The 24101-nt window shown below is 66.3% G+C and carries 18 protein-coding genes; 11 read left to right on the plus strand and 7 right to left on the minus strand.

Annotation, left to right across the window (positions count from 1 at the left end; all coding sequences use genetic code 11):
- Positions 1-61 precede the first annotated feature (61 nt).
- The 3 genes from sorT (at position 62) to prfC (ending at position 3379) form a co-directional block, all read left to right on the plus strand.
- Complete coding sequence (gene sorT / locus CGX12_RS06680) at positions 62-1291, plus strand: SorT family sulfite dehydrogenase catalytic subunit (RefSeq protein WP_217898136.1); 1230 nt, start codon at positions 62-64, stop codon at positions 1289-1291.
- A 54-nt stretch (positions 1292-1345) separates the two neighbouring features.
- Positions 1346-1657 carry a SorU family sulfite dehydrogenase c-type cytochrome subunit gene (gene sorU / locus CGX12_RS06685; RefSeq protein ID WP_094039117.1) on the plus strand — a complete coding sequence of 104 codons (312 nt, stop codon included), beginning with the start codon at positions 1346-1348 and terminating at the stop codon, positions 1655-1657.
- A gap of 135 nt (positions 1658-1792) precedes the next feature.
- Positions 1793-3379, plus strand: coding sequence for a peptide chain release factor 3 (prfC, locus tag CGX12_RS06690; RefSeq protein WP_094039118.1), 1587 nt, complete (start codon positions 1793-1795; stop codon positions 3377-3379).
- Positions 3380-3668: 289 nt separating this feature from the next.
- Here prfC and CGX12_RS06695 read toward each other — a convergent pair whose 3' ends face one another.
- From CGX12_RS06695 to CGX12_RS06720, 6 genes are all read right to left on the minus strand, one after another.
- On the minus strand, positions 3669-4799 hold the full coding sequence (locus tag CGX12_RS06695; RefSeq protein ID WP_094039119.1) for an ABC transporter ATP-binding protein: 1131 nt from the start codon (positions 4797-4799) through the stop codon (positions 3669-3671).
- A gap of 16 nt (positions 4800-4815) precedes the next feature.
- Positions 4816-6270, minus strand: coding sequence for a glycoside hydrolase family 32 protein (locus CGX12_RS06700; RefSeq protein WP_094039120.1), 1455 nt, complete (start codon positions 6268-6270; stop codon positions 4816-4818).
- An 11-nt stretch (positions 6271-6281) separates the two neighbouring features.
- Positions 6282-7184: a carbohydrate ABC transporter permease gene (locus CGX12_RS06705; RefSeq protein WP_094039121.1), complete on the minus strand. Its 903-nt coding sequence runs from the start codon at positions 7182-7184 to the stop codon at positions 6282-6284.
- Between the two features lie 2 nt (positions 7185-7186).
- Positions 7187-8305, minus strand: coding sequence for a carbohydrate ABC transporter permease (locus tag CGX12_RS06710; protein ID WP_094039122.1), 1119 nt, complete (start codon positions 8303-8305; stop codon positions 7187-7189).
- Positions 8306-8357: 52 nt separating this feature from the next.
- Positions 8358-9614: an ABC transporter substrate-binding protein gene (locus CGX12_RS06715; RefSeq protein ID WP_094039123.1), complete on the minus strand. Its 1257-nt coding sequence runs from the start codon at positions 9612-9614 to the stop codon at positions 8358-8360.
- A gap of 278 nt (positions 9615-9892) precedes the next feature.
- A complete protein-coding gene (locus tag CGX12_RS06720) occupies positions 9893-11275 on the minus strand; it encodes an MATE family efflux transporter (protein WP_094039124.1) in 1383 nt (460 codons plus the stop codon).
- A gap of 190 nt (positions 11276-11465) precedes the next feature.
- Between CGX12_RS06720 and CGX12_RS06725 the strand changes: the two genes are divergently transcribed.
- The 7 genes from CGX12_RS06725 to melR all read left to right on the plus strand — a co-directional run bounded on the left by CGX12_RS06725 (position 11466) and on the right by melR (position 21559).
- A complete protein-coding gene (locus CGX12_RS06725) occupies positions 11466-12338 on the plus strand; it encodes a helix-turn-helix transcriptional regulator (RefSeq protein ID WP_094039125.1) in 873 nt (290 codons plus the stop codon).
- Positions 12339-12554: 216 nt separating this feature from the next.
- Positions 12555-14669 carry an alpha-galactosidase gene (locus tag CGX12_RS06730; RefSeq protein ID WP_094039126.1) on the plus strand — a complete coding sequence of 705 codons (2115 nt, stop codon included), beginning with the start codon at positions 12555-12557 and terminating at the stop codon, positions 14667-14669.
- A 60-nt stretch (positions 14670-14729) separates the two neighbouring features.
- The gene (locus CGX12_RS06735; protein ID WP_094039127.1) at positions 14730-16790 is read left to right on the plus strand and encodes an ABC transporter substrate-binding protein; all 2061 of its coding nucleotides are present in this window, start codon (positions 14730-14732) and stop codon (positions 16788-16790) included.
- A 105-nt stretch (positions 16791-16895) separates the two neighbouring features.
- Positions 16896-17894 carry an ABC transporter permease gene (locus tag CGX12_RS06740; protein WP_094039128.1) on the plus strand — a complete coding sequence of 333 codons (999 nt, stop codon included), beginning with the start codon at positions 16896-16898 and terminating at the stop codon, positions 17892-17894.
- Positions 17895-17913: 19 nt separating this feature from the next.
- Positions 17914-19050, plus strand: coding sequence for an ABC transporter permease (locus tag CGX12_RS06745; RefSeq protein WP_254918228.1), 1137 nt, complete (start codon positions 17914-17916; stop codon positions 19048-19050).
- 12 nt (positions 19051-19062) lie between these two features.
- Positions 19063-20682, plus strand: a complete 1620-nt coding sequence (locus CGX12_RS06750; protein WP_094039130.1) for an ABC transporter ATP-binding protein — start codon at positions 19063-19065, stop codon at positions 20680-20682.
- A gap of 4 nt (positions 20683-20686) precedes the next feature.
- Complete coding sequence (melR, locus tag CGX12_RS06755; RefSeq protein WP_094039131.1) at positions 20687-21559, plus strand: transcriptional regulator MelR; 873 nt, start codon at positions 20687-20689, stop codon at positions 21557-21559.
- 54 nt (positions 21560-21613) lie between these two features.
- Here the strand turns inward: melR and CGX12_RS06760 are convergent, their stop codons facing one another.
- Positions 21614-22939 (minus strand): alpha-glucosidase/alpha-galactosidase, encoded by a 1326-nt coding sequence (locus CGX12_RS06760; protein ID WP_094039132.1) that lies wholly within the window; start codon positions 22937-22939, stop codon positions 21614-21616.
- Positions 22940-23249: 310 nt separating this feature from the next.
- Here CGX12_RS06760 and CGX12_RS06765 point away from each other — a divergent pair.
- The coding region (locus tag CGX12_RS06765) for an aldo/keto reductase (RefSeq protein WP_094039133.1) at positions 23250-24101 on the plus strand (852 nt) is incomplete at its 3' end.

The raw sequence follows: 24101 nt of genomic DNA on the forward strand, positions 1-24101 counted from the left end.
CTTTATAGAGTCCGTTCAGCCATCACCGGCTGCTCAACGCGTAACCATAAGGAGATTGGTCGTGTCCGAATTCCCCCACCATCAAGCCGAGACCCCATCCGGCGCCGCCGGCCCCCTCAACCCCGAACGTCGCCAGCTGCTGCTGGGTGGCGCCGGTCTGCTGGCCGGCGCCGGCCTGGTTGGCCTGTCCCCCCGCGCCTGGGCCCAGGGATCGCCGCTGCCGGACTATGTCGGCTGGAAAAACGCCGATGCCCTGATAGTGCACAGCGCCAACACCCTGGAAACCAAGCGCGACGCCATCGGCCGCGGGGTGCTCACCCCCAGCGACCAGCTGTTCGTGCGCAACAACCTGCCCGCCCCCGACGCCGGCATCATGCAGGATATCGAGGGCTGGGAGGTGAACATCGCCGGCGTCAACCATCCCAGGGCCCTCACCCTGGCGGAGCTGAAACGCATCGGCGTGGAGACGGTGGTCAGCGTGCTGCAGTGTTCCGGCAACGGCCGGGCCTTCTTTCCCCACGGTGCCAGCGGCACGCCCTGGACGACGGGCGCCGCCGGCTGCGTGGCCTGGACCGGGGTACCGCTGCGCGAGGTGGTGCGCGAACTGGGCGGCGTAGCCGAGGGCATGAACTACCTCACCGGCACCGGCGGCGAGACCATCCCCGCCGGCCTGGATCCCAAGACGGTCATGGTGGAACGCTCGGTACCGCTGGCGGCGCTGGAGCAGGCCATGCTGGTGTGGGAGATGAACGACGAGCCCCTGTCCCTGGCCCACGGCGGCCCGGTACGGCTGGTGATCCCCGGCTACTACGGGGTCAACAACGTCAAGTACGTCCGCCAGGTCGCCTTTACCGCCGGGCAGACCGATGCCGCCATTCAGGCCACCGGCTACCGGGTGCGGGAGGTGGGGGTATCGGGTTCGCCGGATCAGCCCTCCATGTGGGAGATGCCGGTCAAGTCCTGGGTAACCTCGCCGCTGGCCTCCGCCAGTCCCGGCCGCACCCTGATCTACGGCGTGGCCTTCGGCGGCGTGCACGGCCTGGCCGGGGTCGAGGTGTCGGTGGATGGCGGCAGCCGCTGGGCCGAGGCGCGCTTTCTCGGGCCGGATCTGGGCCGCTTCGCCTGGCGCCCCTTCGTGCTGGCGACCGAACTGGCGCCGGGAGAATACCGCCTGGTCAGCCGGGCCACGGACGACCAGGGCCAGGTGCAGCCGGAAGAGCGGGTCGACAACGAACGGGGCTATGGCCATAACGGCTGGAAGGATCACGGCGTGACCCTCACCGTCGCCTGAGGCCGGCGGGCAGGCGCTCGCCTGCCCCTTCCACCACAACATCAAGGAGCTGCCATGTGGCGACCGACCGCAAGCCTTCTCGGCCTGGCCCTCTGCCTGCCGGCGCAGGCCGGGGGCGATCCCGAGGCCGGCAAACGGGTGTTTCTGGAGCTGGCCCAGCCCTCCTGCGCCCTCTGCCATAGCCTGAAGGACGCCGGGGCCGAAGGCCAGATAGGGCCCAGCCTCGACGAGCTCAAGCCCACCGAAGCGCAAGTGGTGCAAGCCGTCACCAACGGCGTGGGCATCATGCCGGCCTTCAAGGACAGCCTCAGCCCCGAACAGATCGCCGACTTGGCGCGCTATGTGGAGCAGGCGGCGGGGCAATAGCCCGGCGACGGACGCGATCTGCCGATTGAGGATCGGGCGCGGATCGGGGACAATAGCGGCCGTTTATCTGTCGCCGGTGAGCAAGGCCCTCGTCTGTTGCCCCAGCTCCCTCATCAACCTAGAAGATCGCCGACCATGTCATCATCATTCCAGCAGGAAGTGGCCAAGCGCCGTACTTTCGCCATCATCTCGCACCCGGACGCGGGTAAGACCACCATCACCGAAAAGGTGCTGCTGCACGGGCGCGCCATCCAGACCGCCGGCACCGTCAAGGGCCGGGGCTCGAACCAGCACGCCAAGTCCGACTGGATGGAGATGGAAAAGGAGCGGGGCATTTCGGTCACCACCTCGGTGATGCAGTTTCCCTACAACGACCGCCTGGTGAACCTGCTCGACACCCCCGGTCACGAAGACTTCTCGGAAGACACCTACCGCACCCTGACCGCGGTGGACTCCTGCCTGATGGTGATCGACGCCGCCAAGGGCGTGGAAGACCGTACCCGCAAGCTGATGGAAGTGACCCGGTTGCGCGACACCCCCATCGTCACCTTTATGAACAAGCTGGACCGGGACATCCGCGATCCCATGGAGCTGCTGGACGAGGTGGAAACCGAGCTCAACATCATGTGCGCCCCCGTCACCTGGCCCATCGGCAGCGGCAAGCTGTTCAAGGGGGTCTACCACCTGCACCGGGACGAGACCATCCTCTACCAGTCCGGCCAGGGCCACACCATCCAGGAGGTGCGCATCGTCAAGGGCCTGGACAACCCCGAGCTGGACCAGGCCATCGGCGACGACTTCGCCGCCCAGCTGCGCGAGGAGCTGGAACTGGTGATGGGCGCCTCCCACGAGTTCGACCGGGAGCTGTTCCTGTCCGGCGAGCTGACGCCGGTGTTCTTCGGCACCGCGCTCGGCAACTTCGGCGTCGACCACATGCTCGACGGCCTCACCGAATGGGCGCCGGCGCCAATGCCGCGGCAGACCCACGAGCGGGAAGTGAAGGCCTCGGAAGAGAAGTTCTCCGGCTTCGTGTTCAAGATCCAGGCCAACATGGATCCCAAGCACCGGGATCGCATCGCCTTTATGCGTATCGTGTCCGGCAAGTACAGCCAGGGCATGAAGATGAAGCACGTGCGCATCGGCAAGCTGGTCAACATCTCCGACGCCGTGACCTTTATGGCCGGCGACCGGGAGCGGGCGGAAGAAGCCTATGCCGGCGACATCATCGGCCTGCACAACCACGGCACCATCCAGATCGGCGACACCTTCACCCAGGGCGAGGATCTCAAGTTCTCGGGCATCCCCAACTTCGCCCCCGAGTTGTTCCGCCGCATCCGGCTGCGCGACCCGCTCAAGCAGAAGCAACTGCTCAAGGGCCTGGTGCAGCTCTCCGAGGAAGGCGCGGTGCAGGTGTTCCGCCCGCTCGACAACAACGATCTGATCGTGGGCGCCGTGGGCGTGCTGCAGTTCGACGTGGTGGTGGCCCGGCTCAAGTCCGAGTACAACGTGGACGCCCTGTACGAGGCGGTGAACGTGTCCACCGCCCGCTGGGTGTACTGCAAGGATCCCAAGAAGCTGGACGAGTTCCAGCGCAAGGTGTCCCTCAACCTGGCGCTCGACGGCGGCGACAACCTCACCTACATCGCCCCCACCATGGTCAACCTCAACCTGACCCAGGAACGCTACCCGGATATCCAGTTCCGCAAGACCCGGGAACACTGACAAAACGGCGCCCAAGGGCGCCGTTTCGCTTGATGACAACGCCGTTGTCATCACCGCATAAGTCGGCCAAAGGCGCCGATTCCTGGGGCGCGGGCGGCCCGCCCGCATGAAGGCGACACCGGGGTGGGCGAAGGCACAACCCGACCCGCGATGCCTGTGCTGCCTCGAGCCTTGCTACCCCTGCGGGGTGGCAGGCCAACCCGAGGGTTCGCGCCGGGCGCGAAGGCAGGCGGGCCGCCTGCGCCCCAAGGCGCACACCTGCCAACGGCAGTGCCGGCCAGGCATGTGCTCAGGCAGCGGCCAGTATCCTGGCCACCCGCGGTGCCTTCTGCTGCTGCAGCAGGCTGCAACAGCCCTCGCTGGTGTCGAACAGGTGCAGGTGCTCCAGCCGGAAGCCGGCCTGGATGCTGCTGCCCCGGCGGATCAGGTGGCCGCCGTCGGTCACCACCACCACCTCGTCCTCGCCGGCGTAGCGGCTGTAGGCGAAGGTACTGCCGCCCAGGGCTTCCACCACCTCCACTGCCAGCGTCAGGCTGACGTCCGCCGGCTCGTCCACCAGCAGGTGCTCGGGCCGGATGCCCAGCAGCAGCACCTCCCCCACCGCCACTTCCCGATCCAGGGTCAGCTCGAAACGCTCGCCGCCGCTCAGCCGCAGCCGGGCCTGCCGGCCCTCGGCCGCCACCACCTCGGCGTTGAGGAAGTTCATCCGCGGCGAGCCGATAAAGCCGGCCACGAACTGGTTCACCGGGTTGTGGTAGAGCTCGAGCGGCGCTCCCACCTGCTCCACCCGGCCGTCGCGCAGCACCACTATCTTGTCGGCCATGGTCATGGCCTCCACCTGATCGTGGGTCACGTAGACCATGGTGTTGCCGAGCTGCTCGTGCAGCTTGGAGATCTCCACCCGCATCTGCACCCGCAGCTCGGCGTCCAGGTTGGACAGGGGCTCGTCGAACAGAAACACCTTGGGGTTGCGCACTATGGTGCGGCCGATGGCCACCCGCTGGCGCTGGCCGCCGGACAGCTGCTTGGGCAGCCGGTCGAGCAGGTGCTCCAGCTTGAGGATGCGGGCGGCCTCGCCCACACGCTGCTCTATTTCCGCCTTGCTCTTCTTCGCCAGGCGCAGGCCGAAGCTCATGTTGTCGCGCACCGTCATGTGCGGGTAGAGGGCGTAGGACTGGAACACCATGGCGATGCCCCGCTCCGAGGGCGACACCTCGTTGACTCTCTGGTTGTCGATAATGATGTCGCCCCCGCTTACCGTCTCCAGCCCGGCGATCATGCGCAGCAGGGTCGACTTGCCGCAGCCCGAGGGGCCGACAAACACCACGAACTCGCCGTGGCGGATGTCCAGATCCACCCCGTGGATAGTCTGCACCTCGCCGAAGCGCTTGATCACCTTGTTCAGTACTAAATCCGCCATTGTTCGCGTCCTCCGCTTATGCGCTTCGGCTCAGGCCGAGCCAGTGTCCCTGCTCCAGCACCAGGCTGCCCCGTTCCACCGCCAGCCGGCAGCGGCGGGGGCTGTCGCCGAACAGCAGTTGGGTCATGCCGTAGCGGCCGTCGTCCAGCAGCAGCTCCGCCGAGCAGCGATCCAGCAGCAGGTCCAGGCTGAGCGGGCGCGGGGCGCCCAGATCCAGCTCGTAGTCGTGGGGGTAGTGCTCGTCGAATTCCGCCACCCCGATCCGGCCCCGGCGCCGGCTGCGCAGGCCCAGGCGGCCGTCCCGGCGGAACAGGATAAAGTCCGCCTCCCCGGTGGGGCTGATGCGCAGCTCGCTGCCTTCCGCCAGCTCAAGCGCCAGCTGCAGCCGGGCCGCCTCGGGCCAGTCGGCGGCCAGCAGTTCGCCGGCGCCAACCTCACCGCAGGCCAGCACCCGCTCCGGCCGCTCGAAGGCCTCCAGCTCGGCCACGAAGGCCCGGTGCAGGCGCAGCCCCTGGTCGGTGGCCTTCAGGGTCAGGGTCTGGGGCAGGCTCATGGCCGAGCGCCAGTTCGCGGTGGGGGTCTGGTTGGCGTAGGGCCAGCAGCTCATCCAGCCCAGCACCAGGCGGCGGCCGTCCTCGGCCGGCACCTCGGCCCAGGTCTGGCTGGCGTAATAGTCGCGGCCGTAGTCCAGCCACAGCACGGTGTCGGCCGTATTGTCGTTGACGAAGCGCTCGCCGTCGAAGTGGCCCACGAAATACTGGGTGCCGGAGCCGGGTACATAGGCCTGGCGCTGGATGCCGACGATCAGGATCCAGCGGCTCTCGTCACTGCCCGCCACCGGGATCTCGAACAGATCCGGGCATTCCCAGGCCAGGTGATCGTGGGCGCCCTCCCCTTCGCCGAACTCGGAGCAGAAGCGCCAGTCCAGGCCGTCCGCGGAACGGTAGATGCCCACCTTCTGGCCCAGGGTCACCACCATGATCCAGTGCTGGCTGGGCTCGTGCCAGAACACCTTGGGATCGCGAAAATCCTGCAGCCCCGGGTTGGGCAGCACCGGGTTGCCGGCATAGCGCTGCCAGCGGCGGCCGCCGTCGATGCTGTAGGCCAGCCCCTGGGACTGGGGAAAGTCCCGGTCGCCCTCGCTTTTCTCGGCGGCGATGGTGTAGTAGGCCAGCAGCCCCCCTTCGGGCCCCACCAGGCCGGTGCGGTTGGCGGCATCGGCGGTGGCGGTGCCGGAGAAACACATGCCCGCGGCGTCCGGCGCCAGGGCGATGGGCAGGTGCTCCCAGCTCAGCAGATCCCGGCTCACCGCGTGGCCCCAGTGCATGGGTCCCCAGACGGTGTCCATGGGGTAGTACTGGTAGCAGAGGTGGAATTCGCCCCTGTGATACACCAGGCCATTGGGGTCGTTCATCCAGCCGAAAGGCGGGGTGAAGTGGAACAGCGGACGGTAGGGGTCCTGCTTGGTCATCTCGATTCTCCTTATCCTTTAACGCCGGCGCTGGCCATGCTGCGGACGAACCGCTTCTGGAACGCCAGGAACACAATCAATACCGGGACCGTCACCATGCTGGCGTAGGCCATGATTTCGCCCCACTCGGTGGTGGTGCCGAAGAACTGCTGGATGCCCGGCTGCAGCGGCCGGGCGGCCTCGCCCTGCACCACCATGATGGGCCAGAGGTACTGGTTCCACATGTGCAGGAACTGCAGTATGGCCACGGTGGCGAACACCGGCCAGGACATGGGCACTATCACCTTCCAGTAGATCTGCCAGGGGCTGGCGCCGTCGATGGCCGCCGCCTCGTCGAAGTCTTTCGGGATGTCCCGGAAGAACTGGTAGAACAGGAAGATGGAGAAGGCATTGGCCACCATCGGCAGTATCTGCACCTGCAGGCTGTTGAGCCAGGAGCCGTGCAGCACGAACTGGCCGTTTTCCCAGCCGATCCAGGGCAGGTGCGCCACCAGCATCAGCAGCGGCACCGAGATGGCCTCGAAGGGGATGATCAGCAGCGCTATCACCAGGGTCAGCATCAGCTGCTGCCCCTTCCAGCGCAGCCGGCTCAGGGCGAAGGCGGCCAGGCTGTTGACCAGCAGGCCCAGCACCACCGTGGTGCCGGTGATGATCACCGAATTGAGGAACATGGTCTCGATGGCGCTCTTGCGGAACACCGCCCGGTAGTTGTCGAGGGAGACCTCCCCCACCGGCAGCAGGGCGCGGATCGAGTAGAGATCGGTGAAGATCTGCTGCTGGGGCTTGAACGAGGAGATCACCATGAACAGCAGCGGAAACAGGAACACATAGGCCAGCAGCACCAGCACGGCGTAGGTCAGGATCCGCTTGTAGATGAAGTTGGGATCGACCATGGATAACGAAGAGGCGCTCATGCTTATTTCTCCCGCTTGTCGAAGTAGTATTTCTGGCCCAGGGCGATGGCCAGGATCACCAGGAAGTAGATCACACTGATGGTGGCGCCGTAGCCGATGTCCTGCTCGCGGAACCCCTTGCGCACCGCGTGGTACATCACGGTGCTGGTGGAGTCGGCGGGCCCGCCGGCGGTCATCACGTCCACCTGGGTGAACAGGCCGAAGGCGGCGATGGTGGTGGAGATCACCACGAAGATGGTAGTGTTGCGCAGCCCCGGCAGGGTGATGTACCAGAACTTCTGCCAGCCGTTGGCGCCGTCGAGGGAGGCCGCCTCGTACAGATCCTCGGGGATATTCTGCAGGCCGGCGAGGAAGATCAGCATCTGGTAGCCGGCCCCCTGCCAGGCCGACATAACGACGATGGCCGGCATCGACCAGGCCGGGCTGCCCAGCCAGTCGATGTCCCCGATCAGGCCGAAGGACAGGGTCTTCAGGAATTCGTTAATCAGGCCGGTGTCCTTGTGGTAGAGGAAGGTCCAGACGATGGACACCACCACCATGGAGGTCACCACGGGCGCGAAATAGGCGGTGCGGAAGAAATTGGTCCCCCTCAGCCCCAGGTTGACCAAGAGCGCCAGCAGCAGGGCGGCGCCGCACTGCAGGGGGATCACCATAAAGGCGAACTTCAGGGTGTTGCCGAAGGACTTGATGAACAGCGGATCCTTGGCCAGCAGCACCAGCCGCGACTCGTTGAAGGTGAAGGTCGCCAGTTCGCTGTAGTCCCGGTAGTCCGGGTTGGCGCGGAGCAGGGTGCGCAGCCGCTCGAACTCGGGCGCGCCGTCGGCGGCCCGCAGAATAGCGCCCGCCTCGTCGCGCCGGGCATCCTGGGTCAGCCAGGTCACCGCCAGCAGCCGGTCGTAGTTGCGCAGGCCCACCATCTCGGTGGCGTTGGGCGACAGCAGCCGCTGGTTGGTGAACGACAGCACTATCGCCATCACGAAGGGCACCAGGATGAAGAGCGCCAGCCCGAAGAAGGCGGGGCTGCCCAGCAGCCAGCCGTAAAAGCGCTGCCGCCGGGCCAGGGTGTCCTTGGGGCGGGCGGCCGTCGCCGCCGGCTGCCGCAGGGTTTGGGAGGGCATCATGTCGTGTCCTGTGAACGGGAGCCGGGGCCCGCACCGGGCGGGCCCATGGGGGTTACTGGAAACCGTAACCGTTGTTGTCGCGGATGTTGCGCTCGATCACCGCCACCGCCGCGTCCAGGGAATCCAGCACGTCCCGTCCGTCGAGGATGTCGTTGACCGCCTTCTCGAAGCTGCTGCTGATCACCGGGTAGGCCGGGGTCTCGGGACGGATGCGGGCGAAGCGCTCGGAATAGTCGTAGAACATGCGCCACTTGCCTCCTTCCCGGTAGTGTTCGGTCAGGGCCGCCGCCTCCTCCGAGGTGGGGATGGCGCTCACGGCGTCGGCCATGGCCGCGATCTCCTCGGGCTGCAGCAGGAAGCTGACGAAACGGGCGGCGCCTTCCTTGTCCGGGCAGTTGCTGCTGATGCCCCAGTGCCAGGAGCCGCTGCCGATCACCGGGCCCTGGCCCAGATCCAGGGTCGGCATCACCACCAGATCGTCTCCCAGCAGTTCGCTGTATTCGCCCACCGCCCAGGAGCCGTTGTAATGGATGGCCACCCGGCCGCGCAGGAAGCCCTTGTCGTCGGCGGCGCGGCGGTCGATATAGCCCTTGGTCACCAGGGATCTCATCCACTCGCCCCAGGCCTCGGCGGCCTCGCCGTTGAGCTCGCCCTCGGACGCCAGGTAGCTGGCGCGGTCGATCTGGTCGCCACCGAAGCTCTGCAGGAAGGGGGCGAAGCCGTAGGAGGCCCATTCACCGCTCCAGCTGGTGTTGATGTCGAAGGGATAGAAGAAGTCTCCCGAAGCCTTGAGCCTGGCCAGGATCTGGTCGAACTCCTCGCGGCTGTAGGGCTGCTCCAGGGTGGCCTTGCGGATGCCGTGCTTGTCGAGGGTGCTCTGGCGGGTGAACAGCGACAGGGCCACGTCGAACTGGCCCACCGAATACACCTTGCCCTGGTAGCTGCCCTTGCCGGTGGACGCGATCTGGTCCAGCAGGGCCTGATCCAGCAGCCCCTCCAGGGGCGCCAGGTTGCCGGCCCAGGCGAAGTTGGGCACCACTGGCTGGTCCATGTCCAGCACGCAGGGCAGGCGCCCGGCCAGGGCCGCGGCGTTGATGGTTTCGGTATAGGCGCCTTCGGGGATCAGCTCCACCACCACCCGGTAGTCGTTCTGGCTGTCGTTGAAGCGGGCGATGGCCGCCTGGGAGGCGGCGATCTCGTGCTCGTTGGTGTCGTGGCGCCAGGCGCGGATTTCCACCGGCTGGGCCAGGGCCTGGGCGGACAGGCCGGTGAGCAGGGTAGCAAGCAGGGTACGGGAAAAAGTGCGCATTGTTCATCCTTGTAACAAGGCAGCCGGGGCTGCATCACTGACGGGGAACTTGAGGACAAGTTCGGGTTCGATGAACAAACTAGCGCAAGCTAAAACGGTTTAGCAATCAGCTAAACCACAAATGCATCATTTCTGTGAGCAAGGTTGCAAAATCGTTTCAGCCACTCTGTGATCCAGGCTGCAAATGTATCCGGACCGCCCCCGGCAGCCGGCAAAAGGCTAACCCCTTGCTAAACAAAAGGGGAGGCTTTCGCCTCCCCTCTTCCGCCTGTTGCGCTTTAGGCCGCGGGCTCGGCCACCGCCGTTGGCCGTTCCTCCGGCTCGGTCAGGTTTGCCAGCCAGTAGCCCTTGCGGATCCGCCAGTACACTCCCAGCGCCTTGACCACCTCCTCGCTCAGCACCATGGCGTACACCCACACGAAGGGCAGCTCCCAGAAAAAGGCCGCCAGCCAGGTCAGCGGCAGGCCGATGACCCACATGGCCACCATGTCCATGCCCAGGCAGAAACGGCTGTCGCCGCCGGAGCGCAGAATGCCCTGGATGGCGGTCATGTTGAACACCTTGACCCAGAACCCCAGGCACATCACCACCATCGCCAGCTGGGTCTGGTAGGCGGTGTCGGCGTCCGGCATCTGCATCCAGCCCAGCAGCAGCGGCGAGGCCGCCAGCAGCATGAGTCCCAGCAGCAGGGAGCCCAGCGGCGCTATCCACAGGAAGCGGTGCGCCAGCCAGCGGGCCTCGGCAAACTGATCCCGTCCCAGGCGCTGGCCGATCATGATGCCGCAGGCGCTGACCAGGCCGAAGAAAAAGGCGTGGTACATGCCTTCTATCGGCGCCAGCAGGCTCATCACCGCCAGCGGCACCGTGCCCAGGCGGCCGGCGATCAGGTGATAGCCAAGCGAACCCGCCGACCACAGGGTAAAGTTGGCCACCAGCGGCCAGGTCAGGGCAATGAAGTTCCCCGGCAGCCGGGTGCCGCGCAGCGCCCGCCAGGTGGCGCCCTCCAGGCGCAGCTCCGGCCGTTGCTGCTGCTCCCAGAGGATCCAGCCGAACTGGAACAGCCGCGCCAGCACGGTGGCGATGGCCGCCCCGGTCACCCCCAGGGCAGGCAGCCCCAGGCCGCCGTTGATCAGCCAGTAGTTGAGGGCGATGTTGAGCAGTATGGCCACCGCCGCGTACTTGAGCGGCCAGTCGGCGCGACCGATGGAACGCATGGCCGACTCGTAGACGATGATGCCCTGGGTGGTGAACAGGGTCAGGCCGATCAGGGTGAGATATAGGGTGCCCAGCTCGACCACGTTGGGATCGCTGCTGCCCAGGCGGATCAGCGGCCCGGACCAGCCCAGCAGCCAGAGGGTAAAGGGCAGCATCACCAGGGTGCCCAGCAGCAGCGCGCAGGCCAGAGTCTGGCGCACCTTGTCGCGCCGGCCGGCGCCGAAATACTGGGCCACCATGATGGAGCAGCCGGTGCCGATGGCCGCCATCACCAGGATCAACACGAAGTTGAGCTTGGCCGACAGCCCCACCGCCGCCACCGCCTCGTTGCCCAGGTGGCTGACCATCAGCACGTCGGCCATGCCCAGCGCCGCCACCAGCGCCGACTGCACCGCCACCGGCAGCGCCAGACTCATCACCTGCCGCCAGAATTGTCGATAACCCATAATGCCCCCCGCCGGGTCGGCCCCGCCACGGCGGCAACGGCTGTCCCCGGAATGCTCCGGTAATGTGAAAAAAGATGGATAGTGAAACAAGCGGCCTGCTACCGGGGCCGAAAATGGCCGGGGCACAGGCTGGAGAAGTAGTTATTATGGGGATATTCTAGTGGGCGCATGAAAAACAGGCTATGTACATATGAATCAACAACCTGTGAATTTGAATCATGATGAGTTCCAGGACCTGCTCGTGCTGGGACCCGAGTGCCGGGAGCGCTTCCTGATCACCGAGGAAGTGCCGGAGATGCAGGACTACGATCTGCACCTGGGCGGGGTCAGCGTACTCCAGGGCCGGTACCAGGTCGGCCAGAAGACGCCGGATCTGCACACCCTGCTGTTCACCACCGCCGGCCGGGGCCGGCTGTCGCTGCCGGGCAGGCAACTGGCGATACCGCCCGGCAGCGTCACCCTGCTGCCGGCGGGCCGCCCCTTCCTGTTCGAGCTGGACGGCGACGACTGGCACATGGCCTGGCTGCTGCTGCGCGACAGCGGCACCTGGGCCCGGCTGCGGGAGCACGACAGCGACGTGTTCCAGCATGATCAGGTCTGGGCCCTGGCGCCGCTGATGGACAGCCTCTACCATCAGAGCCGCACCCCGCGCCGGCGGCCACTGCTGACCCTGGTGCACGAGCTGCTTACCGAGATCCTGTCGCAGCAGGGCGGCTTCAGCCGGCTGGAGATGGCGGTGCGCCAGTTGTTCGCCAGGCTCGAAGCCCAGCTGCACCAGAAATGGAGCCAGGCCGCCCTGGCGGAAGAGGTGCACTGCTCGGTGCCCCACCTCAACCGGGTCTGCCGCAAGCTTTACGGCCAGAGCCCCATGCACCGGCTGGCCCGGCTCCGGCTGCAGCGGGCGCGGGAGCTGCTGGCCCACAGCAACTGGCAGATAAGCCAGGTCGCCCAGCGGGTCGGCTACCCGGACGCCTTCAACTTCAGCCACTGGTTCCGCCACCAGACCGGTGTCTCCCCCTCCCATTACCGGGCCCAGGCCCGCGCCCGGCACCGGGCGGACTGAGGCCGCCGGCCACACAAAATTTCCGATCCGTTTCACACTTTTATTACCCCGGGGTTTCCATTTTCCGGGGGGCTCTCTACATTAGTGTAAACGTTTACAAATAAACATCGGCAACCTTCGGCAATACCGCCTGTCAAATTGGCATTCAGGCAACCAAACCGATTGGAACCGATTACATTAATCCGGACCAGGGTCGATCCCAGGGAGCCTGAACAGATGACCACCACCATTCTCCGCCTGTGTGGCCAGCATACCGAACTGCAGCTGCGCCACAGACCGACCGCAGAGCTGCTCTACTGGGGCAGGAAACTCGCCCATTTCGACCAGGCCGCCGCCGATACCCTGGTCCGCGCCGTACCCAACAGCCGGCTGGACGTGGACGTGCCCCTGGGGCTGAATCCGGAAGCCGGTCGCGGGGTGTTCAGCGCCCCGGGCGTCGAGGGCCACCGCCAGGGCATGGACTGGTCGCCGGTGTTTGAGCCGGTGTCGGTGTCCCACCAGGGACAGCAAGCCCGGCTGATCTACGAAGACGCCATCGCCGGCCTGCGTCTGGAGATGGAAATCGGTCTGGATCCCGACAGCGAAGTGCTGGCCCTGCGCCATACCCTCACCAACCTCAAGGCCGGCGACTATGAGCTGGCCCGGCTGGCCCTGACCCTGCAGTTGCCCGAGCGGGTGAGCGAGTTGCAGGCCTTCCACGGCCGCTGGTGCAAGGAGTTCCAGAGCCACCGGGTGCCCCTGGTCCACGGCGGCTACCTGCAGGAAAATCGCCGCGGCCGCACCTCCCACGAATACTTTCCCGGCTTTATGCTCGGCACCCCGGGCTTCGGCGAACAGCAGGGCGAGGTGTGGGGCTTCCACCTGGCCTGGAGCGGCAACCACCGGCTGCGCGCCGACGTGAAGAGCGACGGCCGCCGCTTCGTGCAAGCCGAGGCCCTGTACGCCCCGGGCGAGATCCGCCTGGCCGAGGGCGAGTCCTGCTCCACCCCCTGGCTCTACGCCAGCTACAGCGATGCCGGCCTGACCACCATGAGCCGCCGCTTCCACCGCTTCGTGCGCGCCCATATCCTCAACTGGCCGGTGGCCAAGCTCCGGCCGGTGCATCTCAACACCTGGGAAGGTATCTACTTCGATCACTCGCCGGCCTACATCATGGAGATGGCTAGCCGGGCGGCGGAAATGGGCGTGGAGCGCTTCATCATCGACGACGGCTGGTTCAGGGGCCGGGATCACGACCGCGCCGCCCTGGGCGACTGGTACCTGGACGAGCGCAAGTACTCCGAGGGCCTGGAGCCGGTGATCGCCCACGTCAAGGCGCTGGGCATGGAGTTCGGCATCTGGTTCGAGCCGGAGATGGTCAACCCCGATTCGGATCTGTACCGTGCCCACCCGGACTGGTTGCTGGCCCTGCCCGGCTACCACCAGCCCGCAGGCCGCTTCCAGTACGTGCTGGATCTACAGAACCCCGAGGTGTTTGGCTACCTGCTGGCGCGTTTCGACGAACTGCTCGGCCGCTACCACATCGACTACGTCAAGTGGGACATGAATCGGGAGCTGGTGCAACCCGGCCACGAGGGCCGTCCGGCACAGCACGGTCAGACCCTGGCGGTGTACCGGCTGCTGGACGAGCTGGCGCGGCGCCATCCGCGGGTGGAATTCGAATCCTGCGCCTCCGGCGGCGGCCGGATCGACTACGAGATCCTCAAGCGCGCCCACCGTTTCTGGCCCTCGGACAACAACGACGCTCTGGATCGCCAGCAGATCCAGCGCGGCATGAGCTACTTCTTCCCGCCCGAGGTAATGGGCACCCATATCGGCACCCACCACAGCCACAGCACCCGACGCGAGCTGAGCATCGCCTTTCGTGGCCTCACCGCCCTGTTCGGCCACATGGGGGTGGAGCTGGATCCGGTGAAGGAAAGCGAGGCCGAGCGCCAGGGCTTCGCCCGCTATATCGCCCTGCACAAGCAGCTGCGCCCACTGCTGCACGGCGGCGAGGTGGTGCGCCTCGACAGCCCGGATCCGGCCCAGTTGATCCACGGCGTGGTCAGCCCGGACCGGAGCGAGGCAGTGTTCTACGTCGGCCAACTGACCCTGCCCCGCTACGCCCTGTCCGGCGCCCTACGCCTACCCGGCCTGGCCGCCGACAAGCGCTACCGCGTCGAGCTGCTGGAGCGCCCCGCCTGCTTCGACTACGGGGTGATGAAGAAGCTGCCACTCTGGGTGGACGGCGGCTGCGTGGCCGGCGGCGACTGGCTGGCCGAGGCTGGCCTGGCCATGCCGGTGCTGGATCCGCAAAGCGCCATGGTGATCAAGCTCACCGCCCTCTGATCCCGGCGTCCCGCCCAAGGCGGGACGCCTTGACTCTGCATGGAAAGAAGGACCCAAAGGATGAAAACACCGCATTATCGTACTTCGCTGTTGTCCGCCTGCGTGGCGAGCCTGCTGGGACTGGCGCCGGCCGCGCTGCTGGCTGAGCCGGTCGGCGAGATCTCCCCCCTGCCCGCAGCCCAGCCCCTGCCCGGCCAGGGCTACCCCATGGAGCTTACCCAGGCGGATCTGTTCCGCTTCCAGGCCCTGCCCGCCTACAGCGAGCCGACCTGGGTCACCGAGCTGGTCGAGCAGGGCAAGCTGCCGCCGGTGGCCGAGCGCCTGCCCAGAGAGCCGCTGGTATTCCTGGAAAGCGGCATGCCCGACGGCGTTGGCATCTACGGCGGCGTGTTCCGCATGGTCACCGGCGGCCGCCCCGAAGGATGGAACTATGCCGCGGGCAAGAATTCCGGCTGGGGCGGCACCGAATACACAGTGGCCGAATGCCTCACCCGCACCGGCCCCCTCACCTCCATCCGCAAGGAAGAGCAGACCCCGCTGCCCAACCTGGCCAGGAGCTGGGAGTGGTCCGAAGACGGCAAGCAGTTGACCATGCACCTGATCGAAGGCGCCAAGTGGTCCGACGGCCAGCCCTTCGGCGCCGACGACGTGCTCTTCCTGTGGGAAGACAACATCATGGATCCCCGGGTCGGCGCCTGGGCTAGCCCCGGCACCTACGGCGAAGGCACTACCCTGGAGAAAATCGACGACAGCACCCTGCGCTGGACCTTCCAGGACGCCTTCCCCACCCAGTACCTGTACAGCATGGCCTTCTTCCGCATGTGCCCGGGTCCGGCCCATGTGCTGAAGCCCCTGCACCCCAGATACAACGACCAGGCCACCTACGCCAGCTACGCCAACGCCCTCTCCCCTTCCACCCTGCCGGTGGTGACCATGGGCGCCTGGGTGCCGGTGTCCTACACTCCGGACCAGATGATGGTGCTGCGCCGCAACCCCTACTACTGGAAGGTGGACGAACAGGGCCAGCAACTGCCCTACATGGACGAACTGCGTTTCAAGCTGTCCACCTGGACCGACCGGGAGGTGCAGACCGTGGCCGGTAACGCCGACTACGCCAACATGGAAAACCCCAGCAACTACCTGGAATCCATCCGCCAGAGCCGCCAGCCCGACGCCAAGGCCCGGCTCGACTTCAGCCCCCGCATCCTGGGATGGTCGCTGTTCCTCAACCTGTCCGAGGATCTGGGGGTAAGCGACGACCGGGAGCGGGCTATTCGCCAGCTGAACCGCGAGCTCGGCTTCCGCCAGGCCGTCAGCCACGCCATCGACCGGGACGCCCTGGCCCAGTCCATGGTGCGCGGCCCCTTCGGCCGGCCCTATGCCGGCGGCCTCTACCCGGAAGGAGTGGTGGACGAGGACTCAGTGGCCTTCTACGGCTATAACCCGGCCCTGGCCAAGGAGCTACTGGCTGCCCTCGGCCTCGAGGACACCGATAACAACGGCATCCTCAACTTCACCTCGGGCCCGGCCCAGGGACGGGATCTGGAGATCACCATGGTCACCCCCGACGGTACGGGTGAGAAGGCCATGGCCGAAGGCCTGGTCAGCATGTTCCGGGAGGTGGGCATCAAGCTGATACCACTGCCGCTGCAGGGTGCCCAGGTGGATGCCGCCCTCGGCAACGGCAGCTTCGACTTCTTCATCCGCCGCAACGACAGCGAATACATCCAACCGATCCAGCTGGCCGAGGCCCTGGCGCCGGTGCACAGCAAGACCCCCTACTGGCACAAGGGCACCGACGACAAACCCCAGCAACTGCTGCCCTTCGAGCGGGAGCTGGTGAATCTTATCAACCAGTTCACCAACGAGCCGGATCTGGGCAAACAGCTGGAGATCCTCAACCAGTACAACCGGGTGTTCACCGAAAACCTCTACCACGTCGGCCTGGTGTCCATGCCCGGGGCACTGATCCTGAGCAAGCGGCTTAAGAACGTGCCGCCCGGCACCCCCATCCTCAGCTTCCAGTGGGCCGAGGACGCCATCATGCGCGAGCGTGTCTGGGTTGCGCCCCAGGACAGGCTGGAGGAACTGATGCCCGGCAAGCTGCCGTTTGTGAACTGAGTCGGGATACCGGCAACACTATCCACTGCTCCGGGCCCTGCTCTCAGGCCCGGACAGGCGTGCCAACCTCTGCCTCCAACCACCTAGCAACCGAGGGATCTTGCTATGTTACGCTTTATCTTCAAGCGCCTGCTCGCCGCCGTGCCCCTGCTGCTGGCGCTGAGCGTGGTCGCCTTCTTCCTGATCCAGCTGCCGCCCGGCGACTACGCCGATCGGCTCAAGAGCCAAGCCATCAGCATGTCGGGCATGAGCGAGCGGGAGGCTCAGGAGCTGGCCGACCGCTTCCGCGAAGAACAGGGTATGAACCGGCCGCTGCCAGTACAGTACCTGACCTGGATCGGCAATATCGTCACCAAGGGCGACTTCGGCCACTCCTACGTCTACAACAAGCCAATCGCCGAGCTGATCAACGATCGCCTGCCGATGACCCTGCTGATCGCCCTGATGTGCCATCTGGGCGCCACCCTGCTCGGCACCCTGCTCGGCATTTTCGTGGCCACCCGTCCCTACGGCTGGGTGGATAACCTGGTGACGGTGTTCGCCTTTATCGGCATGACCACGCCGCGTTTCGTGCTGGCGTTGCTGATGCTCTACCTGTTGGTGTTCCACCTGGGCTCGGTGCACGTGGCCGCCCTCTTCTCCCCCGAATACGTGATGGCCCCCTGGAGCCTGGCCAAGTTCGGCAACCTGCTGCAACACATCTGGCCGGTGCTGCTGGTGGCCATCTTCGGCGGCATGGCCCACCACCTGCGGGTGATGCGTTCCAACATGCTGGACGTGATGCAGGCCCAGTACGTGGAAACCGCCCGCGCCAAGGGGTTGTCGTCGCGCCGGGTGCTGTTCAAGCATGTGGTGCCCAACGCCCTGCACCCCCTGGTGATGTTCCAGGGCGTGGCCCTACCCTACATGATCGCCGGCGAGCTGGAGATCGCCATCGTCTTCGCCCTGCCCACCGTGGGCCCGCTGATCGTGAGCGGCATGCAGGATCAGGACGTGTTCGTGGTGGCCTCCTTCATGCTGCTGCTGGCCGCCACCCTGGTGATCGGCAACATCATCGCCGACATCCTGCTGGCCCTGCTCGACCCGCGCGTGCGGCTGTCCTGACGCCCAAGGAGCCTTAATCATGGAAACCCCTATGCAGACCTCGAACCTCATCACCCAGGATCCGCGCCGGCGCCCCGCCAGCCGCGACGAACGCTACCTGGCCCTGGTCTGGCGCCGCTTCAAACGCAACCGGCTGGCGCTGGTCTCCCTCGGCTTTATCGCCCTGCTGCTGGTGCTGGCGCTGTTCGCCCCCTTCTTCTCGCCCCAGGATCCGGCGGCACGCAACAGCAACGATATCTACCTGCCGCCCCAGGGCATCCACTTCTTCGGTGACGACGGCTTCTCCCTGCGACCCTTCGTGCACCCCTTCGAGATCAGCTTCGATCCCGAGACCTTCGAGGCCAGCTACGTCAAGGACAGCAGCCAGAAAATCTATCTGCGCTTCTTCGCTGAGGGTTGGGACTACCGGCTGTTCGGCCTAAACTTCAGCACCCATCTGGTGGCGGCCGAGCCCGGTTACGCGGTGTATTTCCTCGGCACCGATGGCCTCGGCCGGGATAACTTCAGCCGCATCCTGCACGGCATGGGCGTGACCCTGCTGATGGCCGGCCTGATCACCAGCATCTGCGTGGTGGTCGGCTGCCTGGTGGGCATCGCCTCCGGCTACTTCGGCGGCCGCTTCGACCTCTGGACCCAGCGGCTAGTGGAGCTGATGCTGGCCTTTCCCGAGCTGCCGCTGTACCTGGCGGTGATCGCCATACTGCCGAAGACGGTGTCGCCCCAGACCACCTTCGTGCTGTTCGTGCTGCTGCTGGGCAGCCTGAAGTGGGCCCAGCTGGCGCGGGAAGTGCGCGGCAAGGCGCTGGTGCTCAGGGAAATGGACTACGTGAAGTCGGCCATCGCCGTGGGTGCCAGCGACGGCCGTATCATAGTGCACCATATCCTGCCCAACGTGCTGTCCCACGTCATCGTGGTAGCCACCGCCATGATCCCGACCTTTATCCTCACCGAGAGCTTTTTGAGCTTCCTCGGGGTCGGTATCCAGCCGCCGATGATAAGCCTGGGCCTGCTGCTCAACGCCGCCCGCGACTACCAGGTGCTGGGCTCCTATCCCTGGCTGCTGAGCCCGGTGCTGTTCATCCTGGTGGCGGTGCTGGCCTTCAACGCCGCCGGCGACGGCCTGCGCGACGCCGTCGATCCCTATTCCAACCGTTAACAGGTGATTGCCATGAAGAATTCAGAATTGCTGGTCAGGGCCGAGCGCCTCAGGGTCGACTTCAAGACCCGGGACGGCCTGGCAGAGGCGGTGCGGAACGTGTCCTTCAGGATCTACCGGGGCCAGACCGTGGCCATGGTGGGCGAATCGGGCTCGGGCAAGTCGATTTCGGCGCGCACCATCATGAAGCTGCTGCCCGGCAACGCCATCGTCTCCCCCGACAGCCGCATCGAGCTGCTGGGCGAGGACATCACCGGCTTCGACGAAGCGCGGATGCGCACCATCCGCGGCAAGCGCATCGGCATGATCTTCCAGGAGCCGATGACCTCCCTCAATCCGCTCTACACCGTGGGCCAGCAGATCGGTGAGATGCTGCTTGAGCACAACAGGGGCATGAGCAGGCAGCAGGTGCGGGCGCGAGTGCTGGAGCTGCTCACCGAGATGCAGTTGCCCGAGCCGGAAAAACGCATCGATCAGTATCCGCACCAGATGTCCGGCGGCCAACGCCAGCGGGTGATGATCGCCATGGCCATCGCCAACAACCCGGATCTGCTGATCGCCGACGAGCCCACCACCGCCCTGGACGTGACGGTGCAGGCGGAGATCCTCAACCTGCTGCGCCGCCTGCAGCAGAAACACAACATCGGGGTGATGCTGATCACCCATGATCTCACCATAGTGCGCCAGTACGCCGACTGGGTGTACGTGATGCAGCACGGCCAGGTGGTGGAGAACAACGCCACCGAAGCGCTGTTCACCGCGCCCCAACATGCCTACAGCCGCCACCTGCTCAACTCCGAACCCTCGGGCCGGGCCCCGGCCCTGGCCGCCGCCGCCCCCGAGATCCTCCGCGGGCGGGACATCCGGGTGCGCTTCCAGACCCAGGCCGCCAGCCTCTGGCGACGCCAGCCGGCCCAGTATTTCGAGGCGGTCAAGGGCCTGGATCTGGGCCTGCGCCAGGGCGAAACCCTGGGCTTGGTGGGCGAGTCCGGCTCGGGCAAGACCACCCTGGGCCACGCCCTGCTGCGGCTGATCGACTCCCAGGGCGAGATCCACTACGACGGCCAACCGCTCCACGACAAGGATAGGCAGGCCATGCGCCCGCTCCGGCGCAAGATGCAGATCGTGTTCCAGGATCCCTTCTCCTCCCTCAACCCGCGCATGACGGTGCGCCAGATCATCCAGGAGGGCATGCTCATCAACGGCATCGGCAAGGACGCCAAGGATCGGGAGCAGAAGGCCATCCTCGCCCTGCAGGAGTCGGGCCTGGCGCCCTTCGCCCTGGAGCGCTTCCCCCACGAGTTTTCCGGCGGCCAGCGCCAGCGCATCGCCATCGCCAAGGCCATCGCCATGGAGCCGGACTTCATCCTGCTGGACGAGCCCACCTCGGCGCTGGATCTGTCGGTGCAGAACCAGATCATCAAGCTGCTGCGCCAGCTGCAACAGAAACACAACCTGTCGTACCTCTTTATCAGTCACGATCTGCGGGTGGTGCGCGCCCTCTGCCACCGGGTGATGGTGATGCGCCACGGGGACCTGGTGGAGGTGGGTGACACCGAGCAGGTGCTGACCCAACCCCGGGAGGAATACACCCGCCGGTTGATCCGCGCCGCCTTCGAGGTAGCGGCCTAGCGCCATGGTGCAGCATCCCGAGCCCGCGGCGATGGAGGAAGAGGCGCTCAGCATCGAGTTCCGCCGTCCGGGCAAAATGCCCGGCCACCACTGGCACCGCCAGGTGGAAGTGAACATTCCCCTGGACGGGCCGGTGCACTACCTCATCGGCGAGCGGCGTATCACCCTGCCCGCCGGCCACGTGGGCCTGTTCTGGGGCCTGATCCCGCACCGGCTGGTGGACCAGGGCGGCTGCGAACGCATGGCCATCCTCAATATCCCGCTGCCGCTGTTCCTGGGCTTTGCCCTGGACGAGGCCCTGCAGTCCCGGCTGCTGCAGGGCCAGGTAATCGTTTCGGACCGGGCCCATCTGTTCGGGGAAGGCGACATCCGCCGCTGGCAGCAGGATGCCGGCCACCGCCAGCCCCACTTCGCCGCCCTGCTGCAGGAGGAGATCGCCCTCATGTGCCGGCGGGTGGTCCTCACCGGCTGGCACAGCCTGCAGCCGGAGCAGGGCGCCGTCCCCCTTCCCACCCTGAGCCCGGAGCGGGCCAACAAGCTGCACCAGATGATCGCCTTTATGTCGTGCCATTACCGGGAAGGGCTCAAGGTCGCCCAGGTGGCCCAGGCGGCCCGGCTGCATCCCAACTACGCCATGCAGCTGTTCCGGCAGGTGATGGGGGCCAGCATCAAGCAGTACCTGCTGACCCTGCAGATCAACCACGCCCGGGTGCTGCTGGCGGAAAGCCGCCGCCCGGTGCAGGACATCGCCCTGAGCTGCGGCTTTTCCGGCCAGAGCCGGTTCTACGATGCCTTCGGCCGCCTGACCGGACTGACCCCGCGGCAATACCGGCGGCAAAGCCGGGCCGAGGAGCAGAAAACGGGGATTGGGGATTAAAGATCAGGGACAGCGGTGCCGGCCTGCCGTCCCCTTGTTCAGGTGCTCAGGCCATCAGCCCAGCCGGGCCCACTCGGGCAGCCAGTCGCCGTGGGCCCGTCGCAGATCGTCCACCAGACCGTGGATCTGCTCCAGATCCAGCTCGGCGGCGGTGTGGGGGTCCAGGTAGGCGGCGTGGTAGAGGTATTGGGGATCCTGGTGTACCACCGCTTCCACCGTCAGCATCTGCACGTTGACGTTGGTCTGGATCAGCGCCGCCAGCTGGGGCTGGATACGGCCAAAGCGCTGGGGCTGGACGCCGTTGCCGTCTACCAGGCAGGCCACCTCCACGCAGCAGTCCGCCGGCAGGTTCTCGATGGCGCCGCGGTTGAGCACGTTGCCGTAGATCACCACCGGCTCGTGGGTGACCAGGGCGTTGACGATGCCGGCGGCGTACTCGTGGCTTTCCTTGAGCGCCATGGCCTCGCCGGACTCGATCCGCTTGAGTTCCTCCGCCCAGTCGGCGATCTGGCGCTCGCAGCGGCGGGGGTACTCGTCCAGGGGCACATTGAAGCGCTCGAGCAAATCCGGCCGATCCCGCTTGATAAACCAGGGGCTGTACTCGGCGAAGTGCTCGCTCGACTCGGTAACGAAATAGCCGAAACGCTTGAGGATCTCGTAGCGCACTCTGTTGTCGTCCGGCACCAGCCCCTGCTCGGCCAGAGCGCGCAGCCGGGGATAGAGATCGATCAGGGCGCCGTCCGGCAGACGCTGCTGGAAGCTGTGGTAGAAAGCCATGTGGTTGATGCCGGCGCAGCGGTACACCAGGTCCGCCGGCGGCACCCCGAGATCGGTGGCCAGCTGCTCGGCGGTGCCCTGCACCGAGTGGCACAGGCCCACGTAGCGGATGTCCGGCGCCAGCCGCTGCATGGCCAGGCTGAGGATGCCCATGGGATTGACGTAGTTCATCAGCAGCGCCCGGGGGCACAGCTCGCGCATGTCCTCGGCCAGGGACAGCAGCACCGGAATGGTGCGCAGGCCGCGCATGATGCCGGCCACCCCCAGGGTGTCGCCTATGGTCTGCTGCAGGCCGTAGCGGCGCGGCACCTCGAAGTCGGTGAGGGTGCAGGGCCGGTAGCCGCCCACCTGGAACAGGGTGAACACCGCCGTGGCCCCGGCCAGGGCCTGGCGACGGTCGGCATAGGCCTGCACCCGGGCCGGCGCCCCGAGGGCGGACACCAGTTGGCGCACCACCCGCTCCGACTCGGCCAGGCGGCGGGCGTCGATGTCGTAGAGGGCGATCTCGATGTGCTTGAGGGCCGGCTTGTGCAGCAGATCACGCACTATGTTGCGCATGAATACGGTGCTGCCGGCGCCGATGATGGTGACGCGAATGGACATCTCAGTCTCCTTGTTCGTGGTTGGGAGACCGATGGTGCCCCATTCCTCCCCGGCCGGCACTCGCCAAAACCGGCCTTCCATTCCCGAAAGCTAAGATCGGGCCGCCTTTTGCGCCGGCACGGATGCAATGGCGGGCAAGAGCTGGTGTAATCGATTACAAGTATTCATAGGATGACAAAGGGAGCGACTCCGCCGACCGTCAGATGCCAGGGATGGCATGTGCGAGCGTACAGGGATGTATTTACAGCGTGTCGGGGGAGTTGTCCCTTTGGCCGATCTACGTATTTGGCCAACAACAATAAGGAGCATTATGGATCCCTATGCCCCCGCCCCCGACCGCTACGGTCGGCTGCCCTTCCGCCGGACCGGCCACAGCGGCCTGCGCCTGCCGGAGATCGCCCTCGGGCTCTGGCACAACTTCGGTGCTGACGGCGACCCCGCCCGGAGCCGGGCCATGGTGCGCCGCGCCTTCGACCTGGGCATCACCCACTTCGATCTGGCCAACAACTACGGTCCGCCCCCCGGCGCCGCCGAGCTGCGGTTCGGCACCCTGCTAAAGGAAGACCTGCACCCCTGGCGAGACGAGCTGATCATCGCCAGCAAGGCCGGCTTCACGATGTGGGACGGGCCCTACGGCGACGGCGGCGGCCGCAAGTACCTGTTCGCCAGCCTGCACCAGAGCCTGCGCCGGCTGGGGCTGGAGTACCTGGACATCTTCTACCACCACAGGCCGGATCCGGACACGCCCCTGGCGGAAACCATGCAGGCCCTGGCCGACATGGTGCGCCAGGGCAAGACGCTCCATGTGGGCATTTCCAACTACCCGGCGGCCGAGGCGCGGCGAGCCGTCGCCCTGCTGGCGGAGCTGGGCGTGCCCTGCCTCGTCGACCAGGTGCGTTATTCGATGCTGGAACGGGAAATGGAAACCGAGACCCTGCCGGTCCTGGCCGAACTGGGGATGGGCGCCATGGCCTATTCACCCCTGGCCGGCGGCCAGCTGAGCGACAGGTACCTGGAGGGGATCCCGCCCGACTCCCGGGCCGCCGGCGCCAGCCCCTTCCTGCGGGCAGAGCAGATCACGCCCCGGCGGCGGCAGACCCTGCGTGGCCTGCACGACCTGGCCCGGGCGCGGGGCGACAGCCTGTCGCAGCTGGCGCTGAAC

It is taken from the genome of Zobellella denitrificans, from assembly GCF_002237365.1.
GTDB lineage: Bacteria > Pseudomonadota > Gammaproteobacteria > Enterobacterales > Aeromonadaceae > Oceanimonas > Oceanimonas denitrificans.

Bases quoted from the DNA above. Each gene is read 5' to 3' on its own strand.
- CGX12_RS06735 (WP_094039127.1), top strand. From the start codon at position 14,730: ATGAAAACACCGCATTATCGTACTTCGCTGTTGTCCGCCTGCGTGGCG.
- CGX12_RS06705 (WP_094039121.1), bottom strand. From the start codon at position 7,184: ATGAGCGCCTCTTCGTTATCCATGGTCGATCCCAACTTCATCTACAAG.
- CGX12_RS06740 (WP_094039128.1), top strand. From the start codon at position 16,896: ATGTTACGCTTTATCTTCAAGCGCCTGCTCGCCGCCGTGCCCCTGCTG.
- CGX12_RS06695 (WP_094039119.1), bottom strand. From the start codon at position 4,799: ATGGCGGATTTAGTACTGAACAAGGTGATCAAGCGCTTCGGCGAGGTG.
- CGX12_RS06700 (WP_094039120.1), bottom strand. From the start codon at position 6,270: ATGACCAAGCAGGACCCCTACCGTCCGCTGTTCCACTTCACCCCGCCT.
- CGX12_RS06730 (WP_094039126.1), top strand. From the start codon at position 12,555: ATGACCACCACCATTCTCCGCCTGTGTGGCCAGCATACCGAACTGCAG.
- melR (WP_094039131.1), top strand. From the start codon at position 20,687: ATGGTGCAGCATCCCGAGCCCGCGGCGATGGAGGAAGAGGCGCTCAGC.
- CGX12_RS06720 (WP_094039124.1), bottom strand. From the start codon at position 11,275: ATGGGTTATCGACAATTCTGGCGGCAGGTGATGAGTCTGGCGCTGCCG.
- CGX12_RS06710 (WP_094039122.1), bottom strand. From the start codon at position 8,305: ATGATGCCCTCCCAAACCCTGCGGCAGCCGGCGGCGACGGCCGCCCGC.
- CGX12_RS06760 (WP_094039132.1), bottom strand. From the start codon at position 22,939: ATGTCCATTCGCGTCACCATCATCGGCGCCGGCAGCACCGTATTCATG.
- CGX12_RS06745 (WP_254918228.1), top strand. From the start codon at position 17,914: ATGGAAACCCCTATGCAGACCTCGAACCTCATCACCCAGGATCCGCGC.
- CGX12_RS06750 (WP_094039130.1), top strand. From the start codon at position 19,063: ATGAAGAATTCAGAATTGCTGGTCAGGGCCGAGCGCCTCAGGGTCGAC.
- CGX12_RS06715 (WP_094039123.1), bottom strand. From the start codon at position 9,614: ATGCGCACTTTTTCCCGTACCCTGCTTGCTACCCTGCTCACCGGCCTG.
- prfC (WP_094039118.1), top strand. From the start codon at position 1,793: ATGTCATCATCATTCCAGCAGGAAGTGGCCAAGCGCCGTACTTTCGCC.
- sorU (WP_094039117.1), top strand. From the start codon at position 1,346: ATGTGGCGACCGACCGCAAGCCTTCTCGGCCTGGCCCTCTGCCTGCCG.
- CGX12_RS06725 (WP_094039125.1), top strand. From the start codon at position 11,466: ATGAATCAACAACCTGTGAATTTGAATCATGATGAGTTCCAGGACCTG.